The sequence below is a fragment of the Bradyrhizobium sp. UNPF46 genome (assembly GCF_006658625.1).
Lineage (GTDB): Bacteria > Pseudomonadota > Alphaproteobacteria > Rhizobiales > Xanthobacteraceae > Bradyrhizobium > Bradyrhizobium nitroreducens.
On the sequence record NZ_LFJB01000086.1, the window covers coordinates 64,982 to 87,040 of the forward strand.

At 57.5% G+C, this 22,059-nt stretch carries 19 protein-coding genes; 2 read left to right on the top strand and 17 right to left on the bottom strand.

The window, feature by feature from the left end; translation table 11 throughout:
* Positions 1-164: 164 nt before the first annotated feature.
* Both UNPF46_RS31065 and UNPF46_RS31070 read right to left on the bottom strand, forming a co-directional pair.
* Positions 165-1,331: a CaiB/BaiF CoA transferase family protein gene (locus UNPF46_RS31065; RefSeq protein WP_142252549.1), complete on the bottom strand. Its 1,167-nt coding sequence runs from the start codon at positions 1,329-1,331 to the stop codon at positions 165-167.
* A 14-nt stretch (positions 1,332-1,345) separates the two neighbouring features.
* Complete coding sequence (locus UNPF46_RS31070; RefSeq protein ID WP_142252550.1) at positions 1,346-2,143, bottom strand: enoyl-CoA hydratase; 798 nt, start codon at positions 2,141-2,143, stop codon at positions 1,346-1,348.
* Positions 2,144-2,244: 101 nt separating this feature from the next.
* Between UNPF46_RS31070 and UNPF46_RS31075 the strand changes: the two genes are divergently transcribed.
* Positions 2,245-2,799 carry a DUF2889 domain-containing protein gene (locus UNPF46_RS31075; protein WP_142252551.1) on the top strand — a complete coding sequence of 185 codons (555 nt, stop codon included), beginning with the start codon at positions 2,245-2,247 and terminating at the stop codon, positions 2,797-2,799.
* 7 nt (positions 2,800-2,806) lie between these two features.
* Here the strand turns inward: UNPF46_RS31075 and UNPF46_RS31080 are convergent, their stop codons facing one another.
* The 13 genes from UNPF46_RS31080 to UNPF46_RS31140 form a co-directional block, all read right to left on the bottom strand.
* Positions 2,807-4,765, bottom strand: a complete 1,959-nt coding sequence (locus tag UNPF46_RS31080; protein WP_142252552.1) for an AMP-binding protein — start codon at positions 4,763-4,765, stop codon at positions 2,807-2,809.
* Positions 4,762-5,736: an NAD(P)H-dependent flavin oxidoreductase gene (locus tag UNPF46_RS31085; RefSeq protein ID WP_142252553.1), complete on the bottom strand. Its 975-nt coding sequence runs from the start codon at positions 5,734-5,736 to the stop codon at positions 4,762-4,764. The genes UNPF46_RS31080 and UNPF46_RS31085 overlap by 4 nt, the downstream gene beginning before the upstream one ends.
* Before the next feature lie 70 nt (positions 5,737-5,806).
* Positions 5,807-6,568 (bottom strand): SDR family NAD(P)-dependent oxidoreductase, encoded by a 762-nt coding sequence (locus tag UNPF46_RS31090; RefSeq protein ID WP_181770192.1) that lies wholly within the window; start codon positions 6,566-6,568, stop codon positions 5,807-5,809.
* A gap of 52 nt (positions 6,569-6,620) precedes the next feature.
* On the bottom strand, positions 6,621-8,219 hold the full coding sequence (locus UNPF46_RS31095; protein ID WP_142252555.1) for a flavin-containing monooxygenase: 1,599 nt from the start codon (positions 8,217-8,219) through the stop codon (positions 6,621-6,623).
* Between the two features lie 34 nt (positions 8,220-8,253).
* Positions 8,254-9,177, bottom strand: a complete 924-nt coding sequence (locus UNPF46_RS31100) for an alpha/beta hydrolase (RefSeq protein ID WP_142252556.1) — start codon at positions 9,175-9,177, stop codon at positions 8,254-8,256.
* A 34-nt stretch (positions 9,178-9,211) separates the two neighbouring features.
* Positions 9,212-10,075: an ABC transporter ATP-binding protein gene (locus tag UNPF46_RS31105; protein WP_210248358.1), complete on the bottom strand. Its 864-nt coding sequence runs from the start codon at positions 10,073-10,075 to the stop codon at positions 9,212-9,214.
* Positions 10,026-11,348: an ABC transporter substrate-binding protein gene (locus UNPF46_RS31110; RefSeq protein ID WP_142252558.1), complete on the bottom strand. Its 1,323-nt coding sequence runs from the start codon at positions 11,346-11,348 to the stop codon at positions 10,026-10,028. The genes UNPF46_RS31105 and UNPF46_RS31110 overlap by 50 nt, the downstream gene beginning before the upstream one ends.
* A 36-nt stretch (positions 11,349-11,384) precedes the next feature.
* Positions 11,385-12,461 (bottom strand): branched-chain amino acid ABC transporter permease, encoded by a 1,077-nt coding sequence (locus UNPF46_RS31115; RefSeq protein WP_142252559.1) that lies wholly within the window; start codon positions 12,459-12,461, stop codon positions 11,385-11,387.
* Between the two features lie 14 nt (positions 12,462-12,475).
* Positions 12,476-13,369: a branched-chain amino acid ABC transporter permease gene (locus UNPF46_RS31120; RefSeq protein WP_142252560.1), complete on the bottom strand. Its 894-nt coding sequence runs from the start codon at positions 13,367-13,369 to the stop codon at positions 12,476-12,478.
* A gap of 3 nt (positions 13,370-13,372) precedes the next feature.
* Positions 13,373-14,161 carry an ABC transporter ATP-binding protein gene (locus UNPF46_RS31125; protein WP_142252561.1) on the bottom strand — a complete coding sequence of 263 codons (789 nt, stop codon included), beginning with the start codon at positions 14,159-14,161 and terminating at the stop codon, positions 13,373-13,375.
* Positions 14,161-15,390: an AMP-binding protein gene (locus tag UNPF46_RS31130; protein ID WP_142252562.1), complete on the bottom strand. Its 1,230-nt coding sequence runs from the start codon at positions 15,388-15,390 to the stop codon at positions 14,161-14,163. The genes UNPF46_RS31125 and UNPF46_RS31130 overlap by 1 nt, the downstream gene beginning before the upstream one ends.
* A gap of 36 nt (positions 15,391-15,426) precedes the next feature.
* Positions 15,427-16,995 carry a class I adenylate-forming enzyme family protein gene (locus UNPF46_RS31135; protein WP_142252563.1) on the bottom strand — a complete coding sequence of 523 codons (1,569 nt, stop codon included), beginning with the start codon at positions 16,993-16,995 and terminating at the stop codon, positions 15,427-15,429.
* A gap of 32 nt (positions 16,996-17,027) precedes the next feature.
* On the bottom strand, positions 17,028-17,837 hold the full coding sequence (locus UNPF46_RS31140; RefSeq protein WP_142252564.1) for an enoyl-CoA hydratase/isomerase family protein: 810 nt from the start codon (positions 17,835-17,837) through the stop codon (positions 17,028-17,030).
* A gap of 240 nt (positions 17,838-18,077) precedes the next feature.
* Between UNPF46_RS31140 and UNPF46_RS31145 the strand changes: the two genes are divergently transcribed.
* Entirely contained in the window at positions 18,078-19,238 is a 1,161-nt protein-coding gene (locus tag UNPF46_RS31145; RefSeq protein ID WP_142252565.1) for an acyl-CoA dehydrogenase family protein, read from the top strand.
* 47 nt (positions 19,239-19,285) lie between these two features.
* Here UNPF46_RS31145 and UNPF46_RS31150 read toward each other — a convergent pair whose 3' ends face one another.
* Together UNPF46_RS31150 and UNPF46_RS31155 are read right to left on the bottom strand one after the other, a co-directional pair.
* Positions 19,286-21,244 (bottom strand): oxidoreductase, encoded by a 1,959-nt coding sequence (locus tag UNPF46_RS31150; protein WP_142252566.1) that lies wholly within the window; start codon positions 21,242-21,244, stop codon positions 19,286-19,288.
* A gap of 9 nt (positions 21,245-21,253) precedes the next feature.
* Positions 21,254-22,054, bottom strand: coding sequence for an enoyl-CoA hydratase/isomerase family protein (locus tag UNPF46_RS31155; protein ID WP_142252567.1), 801 nt, complete (start codon positions 22,052-22,054; stop codon positions 21,254-21,256).
* Between the last annotated feature and the right edge of the window lie 5 nt (positions 22,055-22,059).

The following is a 22,059-nucleotide window of genomic DNA, read 5'->3' on the forward strand; positions in this document are numbered from 1 at the left end:
TAACCAGGTACGGCGGCCAGTTGCCCAACGCAATCGCAAGATCAGTATCTGGTCCGACGCGAGACTTTGGATACATGCATACCTTCAACAACAACCGTGGTGTCTCATGGGCCTGCAGCGAATGATCAAGGCTCTTCGTCTTCATTCGCCGCACGGATTACGACTCAGGACGACCACCCGATGCCGCCGCGTCGCATTTCATCGATCTCGGATTCCGTCAAATCCCAGCATCTAAGTGCCTCCAGTCCACCTTGACCTGGTTGCGGCGCTGATCTTTTAATCTCGCCGGGTGTAATTGAAAACCGTGGCGCCACATTTGGCTGAGTAATGCCATCGACTTCAACAAACGCTTGACGAGCTTGACTATGCGGATGCATCGGCGCCTCGGCTAGGTCAAGGATCGGTGCATAGCAGGCGTCGGATCCTTGAAGGAGCGCGTCCCATTCATCTCGCGTGCGCTTGGCAAAAGTCGCCTCCAAGCACCGACGGAGATCGGGCCAACACACGGGATCATCAGGACGCATCCAATCGGCAGCATCGATCCCGAGGCATTTAAGCAATTCCTGGAAGAACTTCGGTTCTATCGCTCCAATCGCAATATATCGCTTATCTTTGGTTTGGTAAGTGTCGTACCAGGGCGCGCCGCCATCAAGCTCATTGCTCGCGCGTCCGGACTTCCATAAACCAGCAGCATGACGACCGTAAAAAAGCGCCATGAGCGACGTCGCGCCGTCTACCATGGCTGCATCAACCACTTGGCCTTTACGGCTCTTGGACGCATGAAGCAGGGCGCTTACGACTCCGAAAGCAAGATAAACCGCGCCACCGCCATAGTCGCCGACAAGGTTTAGTGGAACGACAGGCCGCTCTCCCTCGCGACCAATGCAAGCAAGAGCGCCGGTGATCGCGATGTAGTTAATATCGTGGCCTGCAGCCTGCGCCAGCGGACCTTCCTGGCCCCATCCAGTTACTCGGCCTATGACCAGTCGAGGGTTCCGCGCGAGCAGGACGTCAGGTCCGAGACCCAGCCTTTCGATGACACCCGGCCTAAATCCCTCAATCAGAACGTCCGCTCGCTCAACGAGCTTGAGAATTGCCTCGATACTGCTCTTTGATTTCAAATCAGCAGTGATGCTACGGCGGCCGCGGCTGGTGAAATCGAATTCGCTCGCGATTGTAAGACCGAGGTCTGACCGTAGCTGCCGATCGATGCGGATGATGTCCGCCCCGAGGTCCGACAAAAGCATTCCACAGAATGGCGCCGGTCCAATCCCAGCCAATTCAATGACCTTGACGCCGGCAAGTGGGCCGGCTTCGACACGCGCGCTCATAGCTTGCACTTTCGCTATATTGGCAAATTTGTCGCTTGTTGCTTGGCGCGTGCCAGGACCTCATGGCGGCGCTGCTCAACATCGTTCATCACGACGCTTTGGGCAGAAAGAGTTGCGACTTCGGCTTCCAGCGCCAAAGCCTCGTGCAGCGTGAGTTGCAGCCCGTCATTAATCAGTTTCTTGTAGCTACGAAGAGCACTAGGCACTACCGTCAGCATTGCCTCAGCAAGTGCGATCACTTCGGCTTGCAAGACGTCTGGTTCGACCACGCGGTTGACCAATCCAAACAGTTCAGCCCGCTCGGGCGAAAGGAAATTTCCGGTCAGAGAAAGCTCGCGGGCCCGATACGGTCCAATCGCGCGGGACAATCGTTGAGACAAGCCCCACGTCGGCAATATCCCCACACGCGCGTGAGTGTCGGCAAAGCGCGCCGTTCGACTGCAAACGATGATGTCGCAAGCAAGTGCCAGCTCAAACCCACCGGTGATCGCAGGTCCGTTCACGGCGGCAATTGTGGGGCTGCTAAGCCTTCCTAGCGCTGCGACAGGATTAAGAGAGATGTCATTGAAGCCAAGCACGTCGCTGGAACTCGCAGATCCGAGTTCTTTCAGATCGAGACCGGCGCAAAATGCCGTGCCAGCCCCGGTCAAAATGACCACCCTGGCACGATCGTCGCCGTTAAACCCATCAAGCGTCGAGGTCAGCTCCTTTCGCAGAGCTCGAGATAGCGCGTTCTTCGACTCGGCCCGATTGAGTGTCAATCTCGCGCAGCCTTGAACTGGGTAATCCACCGATACAAGCGAGCCGCTCATGTGACCATCTCCCAGCTTGTTTACCTAACGTATATTCGATAGATTTTTGAGCGTCAATCAATAAACAGCTGTTTTAGATTACCTTAAGCAAGGGCCCGATCATGCCTCTCAAGAAACCCGTGTCGCGATCGTTTATCCACCGTCGCAATGTCGACATGCAGGTCTTTCGGCGGGATGATGGTCTCTACGACGTCGAAGGACACATTGTGGACGAGAAGCCCTTCGAAAGCACAGCACCGTTTGGCAAGACGACGCCGGCACATCATGCCATCCACGAGATGTGGATCAGGCTGACGATTGACAAAGAGTTCCTCGTCCACGATGTCAGCGCCGCCACCGATGCGGGCCCTTATCAAGACTGTTTCGGAGCGCCATCCAGCCTCTCGGTCCTCATTGGCACAAGGATCGGCGGCGGCTGGAACCGCGAGGTACGCGATAAGCTGGGAGGAACGAAGAGTTGTACGCATCTCATGGAAATGCTGACGCCATTGGCGACGGCAGCGTATCAAGCCATGTGGAGCGAAATGCAGGACCAGGCGGAAGCTGTCGATCGAGACGGCCGGCCGCGCCTCCTCAACGCATGCTGGGCAATGTCGAGCGACAAAGAACTCACCTCCCGCCGCTGGCCTGAACACTACACCGGTAGACAATCGTAATTCAATGTCATGCTTCACCACGATGCATGCGGCATGCTTTGAGCAAGTCGTCAAAAATCTGCGGATTCTCGAGGGATGCGACGTTACCGGGAGGCAATTCAAGCCACGCTTGCCGCGCTAACCGTCGCACGGCCTTTCCATTCCTTGTCTTCGGGAGCTGCACCACTTCCACCACTGCATGCGGCCTGTATGGCTTTCCCATCTGCTGCTCAAGTACCTTCGCAGCGTACTGCGCCGAATCTCCCCTGGATTTTGCTTCAGGACCAGGCACAACGAAAAGAACGATCGCTTCCCCCGAACGAGCGTCGGGAACGCCGATCGCGTAGGCTTCCTTGATTGTCCGGCCGTCGATCACAGTTGTCTCGAGCTCAGACGGTCCAACCCGCTTTCCTGCGATCTTCATCACATCGTCGGAGCGCCCAAGGAGCTCCAGCTGCCCATTGGAATGTTCGATTGCAAGATCGCCGTGCACCCAGGTATCTGGAATCCTCGACCAATAGGCTTCAATATAGCGCTCGCGAGCATTCCAGAAGCCGTTCGTCATGCCAACAAATGGCTCGAAGATGGCCAGCTCTCCTGGTTCACCCACAACGCGCCGCCCCTCGTCATCGACAACGCCCGCGGCCATGCCGGGGGCGATGCTGTTGAAGCAACAGGGTGCTATCGGCCGCAGAACGACGTTTGTCAGAATTGCGCCTGATACCTCTGTCCCGCCGGTGTAGTTGATCACGGGCGTCACACCGCCGCCAAATTTCCGATAGTACCAGTCGAAGGCATCCGGATCGATCACCTCGCCAGCCGTGATCAATATCCGCAAGGTAGGAAATACGGCCGCGAGCGCCTGGTCAGATGCGGCAGCCATCATCCGAATTGCCGTCGGGGCCGATCCAAAATGTGTCACGCGATGAGTGGCGGCAATCTCACGGAGCCGGCCAACCGTCGGCTGATCCGGCGCCCCATCGTAAAGAACAAGCGTGCCTTTCAACATCAGCGTGCTGATGATCGTGAGCGGGCCGACCATCCAGCCCATATCGCTGACCCACATCAGCCGATCGCCGGGCCGAAAGTCGAAAATATATGCGCAATCCTGAACCACACGGAGAGGGAAGCTCGTGTGCGTATGCAATGCGCCTTTCGGCGTGCCGGTGGTACCGGAAGTATACATGATCATGAACGGATCGTCGGTTGCCGTCGGTGCAACGACGTCGGCGGCGGGCTCTGCGTCCGCCAACCTCGTCCACGGAACGTATCCGGCATCGTTGATCGCCGCGCCAATCACCGAGCAGACAACAACGCGGTTCAGAGAGGGTACGGCCGCCGCTATATCGCGGATCGTCTCCACTAGACATACTTCACGGCCCCGTCTGACAAATCCATCGGCCGCGATGAGGACAACGGCGCCGGCGTCAAGCAGACGCTGACTCGCAGGCCCCGCTCCAAATCCGCTATAGAGGGGCACCACGATCGCCCCCATCAAACCGATGGCAAGGAACGCCACAACCGCTTCCGGCACGTTCGGCATCAAAAGCCCAACGCGATCACCCTTGTTCACACCAATCGATCGAAGACCTGTCGCAGCCCGTGCGGCGCGTACGCCCAGCTCTGCATAGGTCAAACAAACTTTGTCGCCCTTTTCGCTTTCCCAGATGAGCGCAGGCTTTTCATGCCCGCCCTCCCCTGACGGCGCGCGCAAGCAAGCCGCCGCGAAATTGAACTGTCCGTCCGGAAAGAAGCGCGGCCACTGCTTTCCTCTGCTGAGGTCTACAAAGCCGCTGGGCTCCTTATCGAAGCAAACGCCGAGATCTTCGAGCGTCTCGAACCAGAAGCGATCCGGATGCCGGTTTGCGAATTCGAGCAATTGGTCGTAGTCATCAAGCCCAAGACGCCCGATGAGCCGCGAAAGATTCGATGAACTGAGGTGCTCGGCGCTCGGTCGCCAAACCGAGGCGGACTGGTCCGCACTCACGCGATCGCCTTCTCGCGCGGCCTCAGCGGCTCGGCGGCCAACTGATACTCACGCTTCATGCGATCGACGAGATCGGCGACGGCAACGCAATCGTGAATGGAGCCGACGCCCTGGCCGGCCGTCCAAATATCGCGCCACGCCTTGGCTTCGTGATTGAACTCCTCGCCGAGGTCGATGTGATCCTTCTTGGGCAAGCGATCGGGATCCATGCCGTTCGAAACAATGCTCGGCCGAAGCATGTTGGCGGGAATTCCCGAGAATGCGGGCGTATAAACCAGATCTCTGGCGTCGCAATCGATCAGCATGTCCTTGTAGGGCTTGCCGGCAAGGCTCTCATGGGTCGCAATGAACCTCGTTCCCACATAGCCGAAGTCGGCGCCCAGCGCCTGCGCTGCGTAGACCGATCGACCGTCGGAAATGCATCCGGACAGCGCAATCGCACCATCCCAGAACTCGCGAATCTGCGGAACGATCGCGAACGGGTTCATGAGACCCGCATGACCACCCGCGCCGGCGCATACCGGGATGATTCCATCCACGCCTACGTCGATTGCCCGCTTCGCCCAGTCGACGGTCGTGACATCATGAAAGACCAGACCGCCGTACGAATGAACCTGCTCGACGATGTCGCGCGGGTTTCCAACGCTCGTAATGATCAAGGGAACGCGATGCTTCACGACAAGCGCCATGTCTTCTTCCAGGCGCGTGTTGGTGCGATGCGCGATGATATTGACGCCATACGGCGCCGAGGGGCGCTCCGGGTAGCCGCGATCGTGCTCTGCAAGCCGCGACGTGATCTGCTCGAGCCAATCCTCAAACGCCGCAGCCGTCCTCAGATTCAGGCTCGGAAACGTGCCCAGGATACCGTTGATGCAACAACCGACGACAAGATCGGGTCCTGAGACCAGAAACATCGGCGCAACGATCACAGGAAGCGAAAGCTTCCCCTCTAGCTGTTTCGGAACGGCCATCGCAGAGATCCCCCATCAAGCGTCGACTTTTCTACCGACTCTTCGTTAGATTTTCAAGTCCTACGAGTCCCTAGCGAAGATGCCCGTGCGCGACACTATGCCCTCCATCGGCGCGCAATGTCTGACCCGTCAAAAGGGTGAGGTCCAGATCAAGGAGGCCTGCGACGAGGTCACCCACCTCATCGGCCTGAGCCGGCCGGCCGATCATGGTCTGACGCGCGAAATATTCCGTCACTTCCGTGCGCGCCAGGTAGTCGGTATTCATATCCGTGGCGACATATCCGGGAGCGACGTTGAGCAGAACGATGCCATCGCGGGACCACTCACTCGCCAGTGAGCGCGTCAATGCACTCAAGGCCGCCTTGGAGGCGCTGTAAGATGCATTTTGGGCGGCACCGAGCGTTTCGAAAATCGAACCAATGTTGATGACAACCCCGCCCTCGCGCTTCAGGTACGGATAGCACTCGCGCATTGCCTTGAAGGCCGCGACCGTGTTCGTCTGAAGGATCGACTCAAAGTCATCAGATTTCGTCCGCGCGCTGACACCGGCGCGGTGAATGCCGGCATTGTTGACGAGCGCCCTAATCTGCCCGAAGCGAGCGTCGAGCGCCGCAAAGCACTCTCTTACTTGTTCCTCGTTGTTGAGATCAGACGCCACCGCCGTCACCCGATCAGCGTATGGTTCAACTCCGGCCGGAAGCTCCCCGGAGCGCGAAAGGGCGGCAACCCGGAAGCCGCGCCGAAGCGCTGCCCGTGTGATCGAGGCTCCAATGCCTCGGCTCCCCCCCGTTACGACTAAAATACCCGTCTTTAGTTCTTCAGGTTTTGGCATCTGATTTCCTGTCGATGGAACACAACTCGCCGGCATTGCTCGAGAGCGACGCTCAGGACATTTGAAAGCCGCTATATCCTTCGGCCACGACCCGCTCACACACTGCGGTGTACTCGGCCATTCCCCCTGCATATGGCAAGAACACGCGCGGCTTCCCCTCTATGTTCGCGCCGACATACCAGGAGTTTGCCTTCGCCAACAATGTGCGGTTCGCGATCGCGTCCACTTCTTCGCGCCAATGCCGCTCGGCCGTCTCCTCGGCATCGATAACGGACTTATTCTCCTGCCGCATATGAGTGAGACACTGAGTGATCCACTCGACATGCTGCTCGATTGCAACGAAGACATTGACGAGAATGGACGGACTACCCGGGCCTGTAATCATGAAAAGGTTCTTGAAGCCTGATGTCATGAGACCGAGGTACGTTTGAGGTCCCTCCTTCCATTTCTCGCTGAGCGCCTGATCAAATTGATTTCGGATATCAATGGCCTGCAGTGGGCCTGTCACCGCGTCGAAGCCAGTCGCAAACACGATTGCATCCAGTGCATATTCGGCACTGACCGTGCGAAGTCCTTCGCGCGTCAATGATACGATCGGGTCGGAACGAACATCAACGAGATCCACGTTGGGGCGATCAAACGTTTCGAAATAACCCGTATCAAGGCAAAGCCGCTTGGTCCCGATTGGATACGTCGGAACGAGCTTCTCGGCGACCTTCTTGTTCTTGACAGCATCACGAATTCGCGCGCGGGCAAACTCGGCAGCGGTCAAATTCGCTTCCTCATCCCGTATGATGTCGATGTATGCACGTGAAAAGCCAGTACTTCCGGCGCTCCATGCATGCGTATAGGTGAGATCTCGCTCGACATCGTCCACCTCGAGAGCAGACTTGATCGGGGTCGGGAAGGCTGCAATCCCAACTGCGGCCTTGCGAGCAAGCCGTCGATAGACATCGTAGCGAGATTTGTAGCGGTTTACCGCGACTGGATCGAGTTTACGATTCTTTGCTGGCAGAGAGTAATTTGGCGTTCGCTGGAAAACGAACAGCCGGTCGGCGTCCTTTGCAACCAGTGGAACCAGCTGAATCGCGGACGATCCGGTGCCAATAACACCAACACGCTTCCCGCGAAAATCGACCGGTGCCTTGGGCCACAATCCCGTATGATAAATCTGTCCGGCAAACTCATCATCACCGGGAAACTTGGGTCGGTTCGGCAGCGACAGGCAGCCAACAGCAGTGATGAGGAATTGGCATTCAAACCTCTCTCCGGTGTCAGTCAGGACGGTCCATCGGCTGGCCTTTTCAGACCATTTGGCCGAGACGACCTTGGTCTGAAACTGGATGTCCTTTCGAAGTTCGAAGCGATCCGCGACGTACTGGGCGTACTTCAGTATTTCCGGCTGAGCCGAGTAGCGCTCGCTCCACTCCCACTCCTGCTGCAGTGCGCCGTCAAATGAGTATGAATACTCCATGCTCTCCACGTCGCAACGCGCTCCCGGATACCGGTTCCAGTACCATGTTCCTCCGACATCGGAGCCGGCCTCCAACACACGCGTTCGCAACCCCAACTCACGCAGGCGTTGCAGCATGAACATTCCGGCGAACCCAGCACCGATCACGACGGCGTCGAAGTGCAAGCGATTGGACATATCCTGCTCCAGGTGAATCACTCAAACTGATCGATTACAACGAGGCAACACCGCGGATGGCAGCCGACGCATCGCGTGTTGCCCGCATCGCAGTCTGCGAGATGTTAAACCACCGAGCGAACCCATGGAGCGTTCCTTCATAGACGATGCTTTGTGCATCCACGCCGAACTGGCGCAGCCGTTCGGCGAGCGCCTGTCCCTCGCTCAGCAGCACATCGTACTCGGCCAGCCCGATCCATGTGGGGGGAGCTCCGGCGAGGGAGCCTCGCAGAGGAGAAATCTTCGGATCGATCCACTTGTCTCGCGGGGCGTAATTCTCGAAAAACCACTGCATGTCCCTGCGGGTCATATTAAGATCTTGCCCGAGCTCGCGATAACTTTGAGTCTCGAAATCGCAATCCGTAACGGGGTAGAACAGAACCAGCCGCGCGATATTCAACGACCCGCGCCATTCCGTTGATGCAACTACCGCAAGATTGGCACCCGCGCTGTCACCGGCAATGACCACATCTGATCCGACGGGCATGACACCACGAGCCATAGAGCTCTCGGCGATCCATTTCAGAACGTCTTGGACGTCCTCCGTGGCTGCTGGAAACGGATGCTCCGGTGCAAGCCGATAATCGACGAATAGAATCGCGTAAGATGCCAGTGAGACGAGCTGACGGCAGAGCTGCTCGTAACCGGCGCGCGATCCGCCAATCCAGCCACCGCCGTGCAGATAGACCGCAATGCCATCCGGTGGTCCGACAGGTAAATAAAGTGTCGAAGCGATCGGACCCGAACGTCCTGGAATTTGGAAGTCCTTTAATCCACCGATTTCGGGACCCTTCCCGAGCGCTTCCGCGCTCGCATCAAGAACGCTCCGGAACTGGCCGATCGTGCCCTCAGAGAGACCGGGCGCCCCCGCATTGCGAGCGGCGTCGAGCGCCGCTTGGAAAATTGGATCGATCGGCATGGTACTCCTCCGGCAAGTCCAAGGCACCCTTGTTTCAGTCCATAACGGACAGAAATGGCTGTCGCTTGCGATGATTCTTAATCAGATCAGCGAAGTTTCGACGCTCACCTGAACTAATTCCGAGATAGAACTCCTTGACGTCGGAGCTGCCCTTCAGCATCTCGGCCGTACCATCCAGGACAACTCGCCCGTTCTCCAGAATGTAGCCGAAATCCGCGCAATCCAGCGCCAAGGTGGCGTTTTGCTCCGCAATCAGGAAGCTGACGCCTTCGCGATTGTTCAGCCCCCTCACAATCGCGAAGATTTCCTGGACAATTTGCGGAGCGAGACCCATCGATGGCTCATCGAGCAGAACTATCCTGGGGTTCGACATCAATGCACGACCGATTGCACACATCTGTTGTTCACCGCCCGACGCATAGCCGGCGCTCAACCGTCGCTTGACCTTCAGGCGGGGAAAGTAATGAAAAACCTTATCAATGCTGTCGCGTAGTTCTGCGTGACTCGCCGACCGGGTGTGCGCACCTGTCAGAAGGTTTTCCTCGATCGTCAAATGCGGGAAGCACCGCCTTCCCTCCATCACCTGGATCAGCCCAGATCGCACGAGCGCCTCCGGATTGAGACTGTCGATCCTCCTCCCATCGAAGTGGATGGACCCGGCGATTACGTTCCCACGTTCCGCCGCAAGTAAATTCGAGATCGCCTTCAGAGTGGTGGTCTTGCCGGCGCCATTGGCGCCGAGCAAGGTGACAATCTTGCCGCGCGGTACGTTCAGAGTCACGCCTCGCAGCACCAGTATGATGCCGTTATAGACGACCTGAACGTTGTCGAGTTGCAGGAAGTCCAACTTACTTTTCCTTTTCGCAATCGCGCGCAGTGATGTTCTTCTCTGCAGCATATTGGGCCGCGGACTGCTCGGCCAGCTTACGAACAAAAGCCCGGTCGCCGGTGACCCATCCAGTCGATTTGGGAATGAACTTCGTGCCGTCCCATTCCTGAACCATTGATGCACCAGATCCTTCATGGTCGGCGCAGCTAGTCTTCGTTGGCGGAAACAGGCCGAGCGCTCCGATCTCGCTCTGACGCTTCTCATCGAGGTTTAGGTTCTCATACCCCCAGCGCACTTGCTCGGAGGTCACGGGTTTGCCCTTGCCATAATGCTCCTGCGCGGTTCGGATCGCCTCAGTCATCAGGATGCCGATGACAATTCCGCGAACGTGGGAGACACTTGCGAAGGTGGCATCTCGGCTGAGGTTTCCTTTGCCCTGGTCATAGAGGGTCTTCTTGATGTCTTCGATCACGGGGAATGATCCGGGCGCGGTGAACGTCATCGACAGGTACCCTTTCGCGGCATCGCCCGCCGGCACGGTGTCGATTTCGGATCCCGCCCACCACGATCCAATGACCTTTTCGCGTGGATAGCCGACCCGCGCCGCGGCCTTGAGCGCGGCAGCGTTCATCACCCCAAATCCCCAAAGGATCACGTAATCCGGCTTGGCTTGACGGATCTGAAGCCATTGCGCCTGTTGTTCGATGCCAGGTGCCGAAATAGCAATCTTGACCAGATTAAAACCGAGCTCCTTGGCATAGTGGTCAAGAACCGGAAACGATTCCTTGCCATATGCAGAATCGTGATAGAGATCGACAATTGTCATTCCCTTGAGCTTGTCCATCCCCCCCGACTGCTCGGCCACATACTTCACCATCGCCGCAGCCTGACTCCAGTAGGTGGAGATCAACGGATAAACCCAGGGGAAGACTCGTCCATCCGCCGCATCCGCGCGACCATATCCCATGGTGGACATCGGGCGCTTATCCTGCGGCAGGCGATCGAGCAACGCATAGGCAATGCCCGTCGATCCGGTCTCGATGACCGACGCCCCACCGTTTCGATCCTTCAAGCGCTCATAGCATTCGACGCCGCGTGAAGTGTTGTACTCGGTCTCGCATTCTTCGAACGCGATCTGGACGCCGTTGATGCCGCCTTTCGAGTTCACCAGGTTTAGGTAATCGATCAAACCACTGAACATGCTCGCGCCATTTGCGGCGAACGGCCCGACGCGGTACGAGAGAATGGGAATGTACTGCTCGGGCTGATCGGCGGATGCCGGAGCTGCCAACATGACGCTCGCGCTCAAAAGACAAGGCAAGAGCTTTGACAAGTATTTCATCTATATCCTCCGGGGTTGCTTTGTTCGATTTTGACTTCAATGCGACAGCGGCCAGATTTGGAGTTTCTCCTTTGCCCGCTGCCATAGGCGTGCCAGGCCGTGCGGCTCGACGGCCAGAAACACGATAATGATCACTCCGAAGATGATGAGCTCGACGTTTGAGGTCATGCCAGATGGCGCACTAAGGCCGCTGAGGTGCTCCATGGAACTGAACGCGATGCTCAGGCCTATCGGAAGCAGCACAATGAATGCCGCACCGATGAACGACCCCAAAATGCTTCCTAGACCACCGATGATGATCATAAAGAGAATCTTGAACGAGAGATCGAGATTGAAGCCATCAGGCTCCACGGTCGAGACATACGCGTACGAGTAGAGCGCGCCCGCGATGCCACAGTAGAAGGCGCTTACAGCGAAAGCAGTGAGCTTGGCATGCAAAGGGCTGACGCCAATTACTTCAGCTGCAACATCCATGTCACGGATCGCCATCCAGGAGCGGCCGATGTGGGAGCGAATGAGGTTCTTGGCGGCCGCTGCCAGCGTAGTGACGACAGCGAGAACGAATAGATACTTGCTGACGTGATTATCCAACGGAAACCCGAGCGGCGCCACGCGCTGGACAGTGATGACGCCTGACGCGGCATAATTTGTGAACCAGCCAATCTTGCTGAGGCACCACACGATGAAGAACTGTGTCGCCAGCGTGGACGCCGCCAGGTAGAAGCCGCGGATGCGAAGTGAGGGCAGCCCGAAAATGACCCCGATTGCCGAAGCGCAAAGTCCGCCGAGCACGAATGCGACTAAGGAGGGTATTTCCGGAATACGCAGTAACAGGTTGAAGGAGGCGAATGCTCCGATTGCCATGAAGGCCGCAGACCCGAACGACACTTGGCCAGCGAAGCCGGTCAGAATGTTAAGGCCAAGTGCCGCCAGTGAAAAAATCAAGAACGGTATGAGCACCGCTGACAGGAGGTAGTGTGAGGCGAACAATGGCACGCCTATCGCAGCGACCAGCATCGTCACGATGAATATCCGACGATCAAGCCTCTCGCCGAAGACCCTGTTGTCCTCATCGTACGAGGCCTTGAACTGTCCAGATAAACGATAGAACATTGGCCTAACCTTCGTTACACACGGCGGATGATGCGGTCGCCGAAGATCCCTTCGGGGCGTACGAGCAGAAACAGCAACGCAAGAACATAGGGAAACCAGCTCTCGATCCCGCCTCCGATCATTGGGCCAATGAAGACGTCAGCCAGTTTCTCCGAGGCACCGACGATCAACCCCCCGACGAAGGCGCCGGGAATTGAATTGAAGCCACCAATGATCAGGACCGGAAAGGCCTTTAGGGCGACGAGGGTCAGCGAATACTGGACACCGTTGCGAGCGCCCCAAAGAAGTCCAGCAACCAGCGCGACCAGCCCCGCAGCGCTCCAAACGATGACCCAGACCCGTTGCAGCGGGATGCCGACCGAGAGGGCAGCCTTGGTGTCGTCGGCCACGGCACGCAGCGCACGGCCTGTTTTCGTGTACGAGAAGAATGCGGAAAGCATCCCAATCAAGGCAAGCGCGATCAACGATGCGATGAGATCGAATGTCGACACGCCGACCCCGCTTGTGTCGAGCAACCAATCCAGCGGAACGTCCGGTATACCAAGATCCAGCGCTCGCGCATTGTTTCCCCAGATTACTTGAGCTACGCCTTCGATAACGAAGGATAGTCCCAACGTGGCCATGAAGAGCGATATCGGTGGTTGCGCCAGGAGCGGTTTGAGAACCAACCGCTCGATCAGCAGCGCGAGGACAATGGTGAGAGCCGCTGTAATCGCAATTGCGAGCCATAACGGCAATCCAAGCTGCTTAAGTCCCGTTGCCGTCAGCGCGCCAAGGAACACCATGGTGCCCTGCGCGAAGTTGAAAACACCTGATGCCTTGTAGATAAGCACGAAGCCTAGCGCCACGAATCCATACATCACGCCTGCAAGAAGGCCGCCAATGAGAACTTCCATAAAGAACGCCATGCGCTAATCCGCCTGCTCGCTTCTGCCAAGGTACGCTCGGATGACGTCCTCGCTGTTTCGGACGTCTATCGGCAAACCATCGGCGATCTTTCGACCGTAGTCGAGCACGACGATTCGATCTGAGATATCCATCACGACGCCCATATCGTGCTCGATGAGAACGATCGTTGTTCCATTGCGGCGATTGCTGGTTAGAATAAACCGGCACATATCCCGCTTTTCTTCGGCGTTCATTCCTGCCATCGGCTCGTCCAACAGCAGGATGCTTGGCTCCGCTGCAAGCGCCCGCGCAAGCTCAACGCGCTTCTGGAGCCCATAAGGCAACTGAGATACAATCTTCTTGCGGTAGCGCTCGAGCTCCAGAAACTCTATGATCCCCTCTGCTTTCTCGCGCTGTGCGATTTCTTCTCGCCGCGCGCCACCAAACCAGACCGCTTGCGCCAGCAAGCTCGCCTTGAACTTGAGATTCCGGCCGGCGATTACGTTATCGAGGACGGTCATTCCCTGAAATAAGGCGATATTCTGAAACGTTCGTGCGATGCCGGCGGCAGCAGCCACCCGCGTACTCATGCAGCTGCGCTTCTCGCCCCGAAAGATGATCTCGCCCCCTTGCGGAAAATAGATGCCGTTGATCACGTTCAGCATCGAACTCTTGCCCGCGCCGTTCGGTCCGATAATCGCGCGCACCTCATGCTCCCGCACATCGAAGGAAATATTTGAAAGCGCTGCAATCCCTCCAAACCGAAGAGATATCTTGTTGAGCTGCAACAGCGGGGCGGCGGTCGCGTGCATCAGTGCACCACCGACGGAATTGAGATACCGGCGCGCGCGCTCGATAGCAGATTTGATGTTGCGATCGCTCTCGCGCGAGGTTCCTTCGACTGAACGGAGGGGATCCCAAGCGCGGTCAGAAAATCGACAGCACCCCTTTTTGGGTCACCAACGATGAACATTATTCTCGTTCGTGAAAGGCCGAGTACGTCGCGCATCGGCCAGAGAAGAACGACCTGGAGAAGCAGGGTCCACGGATTTCGTCGCACTCGACAGGCCTCGATAGACTTGGCAAGACGCGCGCCGCCCGCGCCTTCAGCGCGCGCCAAGGCCGCATCGCGAAGCTTTTTGATCGCCCAATCGGGGATGAAATGAATTGTCGGACCGATCTCGCGAATATCAACGGCAATCGTATCCGCAGCCTCGGGAAAATTGACGGTAACACCAGTCGTAAGAGGCAGGATATGCGAGCCGTAAAGGTCCGCCCACGAACCGAACGGAAGATACGCGATGACATCATCCTTATTGCCGAGTTCGTGCGCCTTTAGATCCTGGTCTGCATACTCGATCGCATCAGCGTGGGTAACGCGGACGCTTTGCATCTGCGACCATGACTCGGCGGGCGAGCCAAGGGTAATGTGAGAAAACGGAAGATCGGCGACGCAATCCTGGAGCTGTCGAGATGAGAGCGCTTGATCCAGTTTCGCCTTCGTCGGTGAACCTGCCTGCCTGCCCGCAGTGATGAGGTCATCCATTGGATTGACCGGGAGTGCCTCACTCACCTCCAGGCCAGCAAGATTGTCAACGATCACCTTGTTGAGCTTGGGCCGGATGGCCTCGCCAGCTCGCAGAAGCTTTTCATACTGACCACTTCCGTCAACGACGACGACGGACACGTCCAGCTCCGCCACGACTCGCGCGAGAGCGTCCGCCGGAGTGTCCGCAGCAAGCGGCACGGGAGTACTTCCTAACCATTGCGCCGCCGACATTGCCCAATATAGACGAGGGCGGTTTTCGCCCAGGATGATCATCCGATCGCCTGGCTTCACCCCTAGCTCGTGAAATGCCGCAGCAAGAGCGCGGACGTCCTCGAATACCTGCTGCCAGGTCCATTGGCGCCAAATACCGCGATGTTTCTCCCGCATGCAGGGACGATTTCCGAGCTGCGCCGCATTGTCGGAGAAAAGCTGCGGCAAGCTTTTCGCTCCAGTAGAGCTCCTGTCTCGTTCGATGATCGAAGCGATCGTCATTGCTGTTGCCGCTAGATGTTCTGAGGGAATTGATAGTTAGGCGGCGTGACCGCCGGGCTTCCGCGCGGACGCCTTCGAGCTTACCGCGCGTCCACTGGAAATGTCGGCGGCAGCCATCTCGCGGAGCTTGAACCGTCGAATTTTTCCGGTGGCTGTCAGCGGCAGTTCGTCGAGAAAGCTGAAGGTTCTCGGCAGCTTGTACTTGGCGAGATGCCCGGCACAGTGTTGTGCCATTGCAGCAACGTCGACTGTGTGACCGGGCCGAACCACGACAAACGCGTGAATGTCTTCCCCGCGTAACTCATCGGGAAGCCCGATAACTGCGGCCGACAGAACCGAAGGATGGAGGCTGATGGCGTTCTCAACCTCCTTCGGAAACACGTTGAAGCCATTGGCGACGATCATGTCCTTTACTCGGTCAAGAATGTAGACATTCCCGTCCGAGTCCAGTCGACCGATATCTCCCGAATGCAGCCAGCCATCGCGAATCGTTTGTGCGGTTAGTTCAGGCTGGTTCCAATATCCATGCATGAACGTCGGAGAGCGGAAAACCAGTTCACCAGCTTCGCCGAGAGGAACCTCAGTCCCCTCCGGATCGATCACGCGGACCTCAAATCCACGTAACACCGGCCCCGTCGATCCATCCGAGCAATCGACGCCCGGGATCTGGATTGCGGATACGGTGCTGATTTCCGTCTGGCCGTAGCTCTCGACTGCCTCGATCCCCATAGAGCGCAAGTGGCGCTTGAGTGATGGACTGACGGGTCCCCCACCGACGGCCAGAAGACGGACGCTACTGATATTGTGTCCTTCAAGCGCTTTCGCGTCGAACATTCGCGCAAACATCGTCGGAACGCCAGTTAGTATCGAAACGCTGAACCGCTCGACTGTTTCGAGTGCGACCCGCGGTTCAAAGGATGCCATCACAACCAGCGGGGCACGGACCATCGCGCTGTACATGAAGTCAAAGCTGTAACCGAATAGATGAAACGAAGGAAGCAACGTCAAGAAGACATCTTTTTCGATGTACTTAATTCTCTCGATAACGCGATTTGCATTCTCCACGAGACACTCATGTCGAAGAACAATTCCTTTCGGATCGCCAGTCGTACCGGAGCTGTAAATGATGAGGCAAGGGTCGCCCGAAGTGCTACGCGAGCCGTCAATTGGTGCCGCCCGCGCAAGAGCGTCTTCATAGGAATGCCAGCCTGCCCCGCCGGGACCGACGATAATCTTGCACTTCAACAGCGCCGCAACATCCTCGGAGAGCGCGGCGACCCGCGTCTCTTCGGCAACGCACGCATTCGCCCCACAGTCGCGGATCAGCCGGCCAATCTCGTATTCCGTACTGTGAGTATTGATGGGTACCGCAATCGCGCCAAGCAGACTTGTAGCAATGAAAAATTCGTAAAGTGCCCGACAATTCCCCATCAGACTCACTATCCGGTCGCCCTTGGTAACACCTGCACCGGCAAGAGCGCCCGCGAGGCGGCGAGCCCGCTCGTAGGTCTGCGAGTAGTTCGCGTAGCTACCATCGTGGAATTGGAGATGTCGCCTCTCCCCGGCTTCGAGCGCGGCAGAGGCAAAGATGGAGTCGATCGTCATGTTCGCGGTACTCAAACTGCCCTCCCGAATTTTTAAAGTGGCGACGTTGCGGGGAAGGAGGGCTGTCGCTTCTCCCTGAACGACGCGAGGCCTTCTTTTGCCTCTGGCCCGGTGAACCCGAGAAACTCCAGGGCGAGAGACGCGTCAAAGGTTGGACCTGCCTGACGAAGCCAGTTGTTGAGAGAATACTTCGTCCAGCGAATCGCGCTCTGCGCACCATTGGCAAGGCGCGTAGCCACCTCAACCGCCTTGGGATCGAGCTCGCTGTCTTCAACAGCCAGAGAGATGAGCCCGATGTTCTCCGCCTCCTCTCCGGAGAGAGGATCGCACAGGAGAAGATAGTATTTAGCTTTGGCAAGCCCACACAGAAGCGGCCACACTATCGCCGCATGATCGCCGGCCGCAACACCCAGGCGCGTATGGCCGTCGATGATGCGGGCGGTCTTGGATGCAATCGAGATGTCTGCAAGCAAACCGCACACCAGGCCCGCCCCAACGGCGGGCCCGCGAATGGCGCTAATAACAGGCTTCGAACAATTGATGATATTGTAAACAATATCGCGCGCTTCTTTCCAGTTGCGCGCGCGGGTTTCGAAATCGTCGATGATGCCGGCAACCATATCAAAATCGCCGCCTGCCGAAAAATTCGCACCGGAGCCGGTGATGATGACAGCCGAGACATCGGGATCGGCGTCTACGTCTCGCCAGATTGTCCCGAGTTCCGCATGCATGATGCTGTCTGCGGAGTTCATCTTGCCGTTTGCCATGCTGATCCGAAGCACCCGAGGTGCAGGGCGGTCGAACTGCAGGCGCTTGTATTTGCTCGCGTACGCATCGGTCATCTTCGTTTCCAATCCCTCACGACCCCAGGACCATCGTTTAATTTCTAACGACTATACGGTAGTTTCGTGTTACTAGCAATAGTACGTGAGGGGCGACGTGGAGCTTCACTGCAAAGAAAATGCCTAGCCAGCGAGCGATAAACCGTCGCCCTATGACTTTCTGGAGTAGCTCTGCTTGCAAAAAATTTCTAATGTACGTTAGCTTAAACAACTACCGTGTTAAGAAGGACGACGAGATCAATGGTGCCCCACTTCACTGAAGAACTTCAGGAATTCCGCAGACAAGTGCGCCGCTTCGTTAAAGAACGCATTGCTCCTTACGGTGACGAATGGGAGCGAAATCAGAAAATTCCCCGAGATCTGTTTCGGGAGATGGGAGAACTCGGCTTTCTAGGGGTTATATACCCGGAGAGGTGGGGCGGCTCAAACATGGGCGTGTTTGGCCAGATCGTCCTGGCTGAAGAGCTTGCTCGGTCCACCTACGGTGGCGTCACCGTGGCCGTGATGGTGCATGTCGGCATGGCTTCACCTCACCTCGTTCACGCTGGGACAGAAGATCAACTCAAGCGCTATGCCGGCGACATCGTGTCAGGCCGAAAGGTTTGCGGCATTGCCATCAGCGAGCCTGATGCAGGCTCGGACGTTTCCGGCATTCGCACAAGGGCTCACCGGGATGGCGACGACTGGGTCATCAATGGAAGCAAATTCTGGATTACGAACGGGGCCTATGGCGATCTTTACTTTGTCGCTGCGCGCACGGACCCCAGTGCCAAGGGGGCCAAGGGCATCAGCGTTTTCATCGTCGAGAAGGGTACGCCGGGGTTCACGGTCGGCCGTAAGCTCGAGAAGATGGGCATTTGGTGCAGTGATACTGCCGAACTCAATTTCGACAACGTGCGTGTGCCGGCGGCCAATCTTCTCGGTGAGGAGGGTAAGGGTTTCTATGCCTTGATGCACAACCTCCAGAGTGAACGCTTAACGCTGGGTGCGATGTGCACGGGGGAAGCCGCTGTCGTTCTCAAACGTACGATCGACTACGTGCGGCAGCGCAAGGCATTCGGCGCCACCCTGATCGACAAGCAAGCCATACGCCAGCGGCTCGCCATGCTTCATGCGAAACTCGAGTCGGGCAAGCAACTCCTCTACTACGCAGCCTACCTGGCCCAGCAAGGCAAAAAGTCGATTCGCGAAGTCTCTATGGTAAAGGCGCTTTGTCCGGAGATCACCAATGAGATCATGTACACTTGCCAGCAGTTCCACGGCGGCATGGGTTATATTCGCGAGGGTGTGATTGAGCGCATGGTGCGCGATGCGCGATTGCATGCGATCGGTGGCGGAGCCACAGAGGTCATGCTGGATGAGATTGCTAAACGCTTCGACGACGTCTGGTATTGGGATTGATGCTCTCGGGTGCCTCCATAGTGAGGCACCCTCTTTCTGCGGATGGACTACAGATCCAGCGCAACCAGCGTGCCTTCTTCGATGGCCTGGAACAACTTCCGTGAGCCCTGAACGTCGCCTGCCAGGCGCACGTCGATTCCAAGCCTTTCGAGTTCAAGTGCCAGTTGCTGTTGCGGTTCATAGCCGGCACAGATGATGATACTGTCCACAATTTCGATCTTGCGTTTCTCATTGCCACCCAAGCCGAGCAGCACCCAGGTCTCGCCCACTTGCAATACCTGCGCATGGGTCACCACGTCGATGCCAAGCTCGGTGATACGATCAGTGAAGTACACCTTGTCGGCCCAGACCGCCTTGCTCAGCAGGCCCGACCGAGCCACCAGCGTCACGTCGTGACCGCGGGTCGCGAGAAAGTCTGCGACCTCAATTCCGACCAATCCTCCGCCGATCACCACATTCCGCCTTCCGGGATCGGTTTGCTCGGCAATAATCTCCCAACCGAAGTGTACGCGGGCCGTTTCAATGCCCGGGAAGGACGGTTTGCGTGTGGTAGCTCCTACGGCAACCACGACATGATCCGGCTTGAGGCCAACGAGTTCGGAGACCGCCCATTCCCGGCCGACATGAACCTCGATCATCCCGCGATCGATGGCTCGTCGAAAGTAATCCAAGGCGTTCTTGAGCTCTTCGCGGTGGGGAGGCTTATGAGCTAATGCCAACTGACCACCCAAGCTTCCGCTACGTTCGATCAAGTGGACTCGATGTCCGCGATCGGCGGCGGTCAAAGCGGCAGCCATTCCGGCAACGCCGCCTCCGACCACAACGACGCATTTCGATGTCTCGGCAGCGTGAGAGTTGCGCTTGTACCACAGCTCGCGGCTGGCGCGGGGATTCATGGTACAGGCCACGCCGGAATGGCCATGAACCGTCGCCAGGCATTCGTTGCACGCAATACAAGGGACGATGTCGTCCACTTCACCGCTCGTGATCTTCGAGGGAAAGAAGGGATCGGCGATCAGTGCCCGGCTGAGACAGACAAAGTCCGCCCTTTGCTCCGCTATCATCGCCTCCGCTACCTCCGGGGTGTTGATCCGACCAACCCCCATGACCGGGATCCTCACGCGCGCCTTGATGCGTGCGCTATCCTCAGCGTAGCACGCGCGCTCCACGCTCATCTGCGGCACGATAGCATAAGGACGGGACGCATGGATTCCATTCGACACGCTTATCGCGTTTACTCCCGCCGCCTCCAGCAATGCGGCAACCTCGACCGATTCCGACAGCTCCAGTCCACCCTCGACATGATCATTGGCGTTTATTCTGCAGATAACGGGAAGCAGGGGCCCTACTTCAGACTTGATACGCCGTACTATATCGCCGAGCAATCGAACACGGTTCTGTATGCATCCGCCGTATTCATCGGTTCTACGATTGCTGTCCGGAGACAGGAACTGACTCAGCAGATAACCATGACAGGCGTGGAGTTCGACAGCCTTGAAACCGGCTTGTTGCGCCCGACGCGCCGCCACAACAAATGCGACCGTGACCTCTGCAATGTCCTGTCTCGTCATTTCGCGAGGGCGGTCGGACGCACCGACCGAGGTGTGACGCGAGGGTATTGCCGAAGGCGCAATGGGAGGATGGCCCGTAAGCTCTTTTCGGCTCTCGCGGCCGCCGTGCGCGATCTGCAGGACGGGTATTGCGCCATTGTCGGCTATCGCCGAGGCGAGCCTTCGAAGGCCCGGAACGAACTTGTCATCGTGGATCATGCTGTTGAAACGAAGGCGCCGGCCAGCGGGATGCACATAGGTCGCCTCGACGACGAGCAGGCCCGCGCCGCCGCGGGCCCGCTCAGCATAAAATTCGATCATTTCGTCGGTGACAAAGCCAGTCGCGTCGGCCAACTCGGTGCTGGTGGCTGCAAGAACGATCCGGTTCTTGACCTCCAATGTCCCGATCCAGCCCGGAGAGAATAGCGAAAGCATAGAGGGCTTCGCTCCCGACATCGATCGCTCCTAGCGGCCCTTCCAGACCGGCTTCCGCCCTTCCGCAAAAGCGCGCGGTCCTTCCTGGGCGTCTTCGCTGCTGTACGCTTCGCGATAGATATGGAATGCAGATTCCATACCGGCATCGCACCCGACGCTCATCGCATTGAGAATGGCACGCTTTCCTGCGATCACTGAAAGCGGTGCGTTGTCCCTGATCGAACGTGCGATCTGGGTTGCACGGGCACGAACGGCATCTGGCGAATCCTCGAGATAGTTGACGAAGCCAAGTTCGTGAAACCGCTCGATCGGATAAAGATCACCGGTCATCGTCATCTCCATCAGGACCGCCTGAGGCAACATCCAGACCAGCGGCATACCCCATGGCGAGCCGCGCCCGATCTTCGTTTCCGTGATACCGATCTTCGTGTTCTTCAGACCCACCCGGATGTCGCAGTTCAAGCTGAGCATCATGCCCCCGGCTGCTAGGTGGCCTGTCATCGCAGCGACGATCGGCACCTTGACGCGACGCATGCGAGCTTGCATCGGATCCTTGTAGAAGCTCAGGATATCGCGGCCTGTCTCAGCCTTGAGCCGAGCCGCTTCCTTCAGATCCATCCCTGCGCAGAAGGTGCCGCAATCAGAAGAAGTGAATATGATGCAGCGGACGTCAGGAGAATCATCGATCTCTTGCCAGATTCGAAGCAAGGTGTCGGACGTTTCCACGTTGAACGCGTTGCGTGCTTTCGGCCGATTGATCTTGACCGTTGCGATGCCGTTCTCTTTTGTAAAGATGACGGGTAGTTCGGATGTCGTTGGCTGATTGGTCATCGCTC